The 1,470-nt window shown below is 67.6% G+C and carries 1 protein-coding gene and 1 pseudogene; both read right to left on the bottom strand.

Going from position 1 to position 1,470, the window contains the following annotated elements; genetic code table 11:
• On the bottom strand, window positions 1–164 hold a 164-nt coding region (locus AE652_RS44610), incomplete at its 3' end, for a hypothetical protein (protein ID WP_159028735.1).
• Window positions 161–1,470: pseudogene (locus tag AE652_RS41315) on the bottom strand (hypothetical protein); the annotation flags it as partial. The pseudogene AE652_RS41315 and the gene AE652_RS44610, both read right to left, overlap by 4 nt.

Here is a 1,470-nt window from a genome sequence, read left to right as displayed (position 1 = left end):
GTCACCGTGTTCGTCGTCAGCTTGGTGACGTCTGTCAGGCTGCAGAAGACCTGCTTGGAGGCACCTGCCGCGAGGTCGAACGATCCGGCAGCCGTGACACAAGCCGGCGTCACGGAGTCGGCGAGGGTGATGCCGGTGATGTTGACGGGGCCGTTGTTGGTCACCGTGATGCGCCAGTAGGCCGTGCCGTTGGGGTGACGGTGGTGGTCTTGGCCCACGGTCCCGCGCCGCCGTCACCGCAGTCGGCGGCGTTGGTCGAGGTGCAGACCTCCTTGTTGATCGTCAGCGACGGAACGTCAACGCTCGCCTCGGAGGGCGGAGTGGTGATCGGGGTGCCACCAGGACCGGGGAAGGACGCCGTCACCGTGTTCGTCGTCGACTGGGAGACGCTCGTCAGGTTGCAGAACACCTGATGGGACGCGCCCGCCGCCAGGTCGAAGGTGCCAGCAGCTGTGACGCACGACGGCGTGACCGTGTCGGTGAGGGTGATGCCGGTCAGGTTCACCGTGCCGTTGTTGGTCACCGTGATCCGCCAGTAGGCGGTGCCGTTCGGCGCGACAGTGGTGGTCTTGGTCCACGGTCCCGCGCCGCCCTCACCGCAGTCAGCGGCGTTTGCGGAGGTGCAGACCTCCTTGTTGATGACCAGGGACGGAACGTCGGCACTGGCCTCGGACGGGGGCGTGGTGATGGGTGTTCCGCCGGGTCCTGGGAAGGAGGCCGTCACCGTGTTGGTCGTCAGCTTGGTGATGTCTGTCAGGTTGCAGAAGACCTGCTTCGACGCGCCTGCGGCGAGGTCGAAGGTGCCGGCGGCCGTGACGCACGAGGGCGTGACCGTGTCGGTGAGGGTGATGCCGGTCAGGTTGACCGTGCCGTTGTTGGTGACGGTGATCCGCCAGTACGCCGTCCCATTCGGCGCCAGGGTGGTGGTCTTCGCCCAGGGGCCGGGTCCGCCGTCACCGCAGTCGGCGGCGTTGGTCGAGGTGCAGACCTCCTTGTTGATCGTCAGTGACGGAACGTCGACGCTCGCCTCGGACGGCGGCGTGGTGATGGGTGTTCCGCCGGGGCCGGGGAAGGAGGCGGTGACGGTGTTGGTCGTCAGCTTGGTGATGTCTGGCAGGTTGCAGAAGATCTGATGGGACGCGCCTGCGGCGAGGTCGAAGGTGCCGGCGGCCGTGACGCACGAGGGCGTGACCGTGTCGGTGAGGGTGATGCCGGTCAGGTTGACCGTGCCGTTGTTGGTGACGGTGATCCGCCAGTAGGCGGTGCCGTTCGGGGTGACGGTGGTGGTCTTGGCCCAGGGGCCGGCGCCGCCGTCACCGCAGTCGGCCGGGTTGGTGCTGGTGCAGACCTCCTTGTTGATCGTCAGCGACGGAACGTCAACGCTCGCCTCGGAGGGCGGTGTAGTGATGGGTGTGCCGCCGGGGCCGGGGAAGGAAGCCGTCACCGTGTTCGTCGTCGACTGGGAGACGC

The organism is Kitasatospora sp. MY 5-36 (genome assembly GCF_001182915.1).
Taxonomy (GTDB): domain Bacteria; phylum Actinomycetota; class Actinomycetes; order Streptomycetales; family Streptomycetaceae; genus Kitasatospora.
The sequence above is the reverse complement of the archived record's forward strand: the minus strand, read 5'-3'. Positions and strand labels throughout refer to the sequence as shown.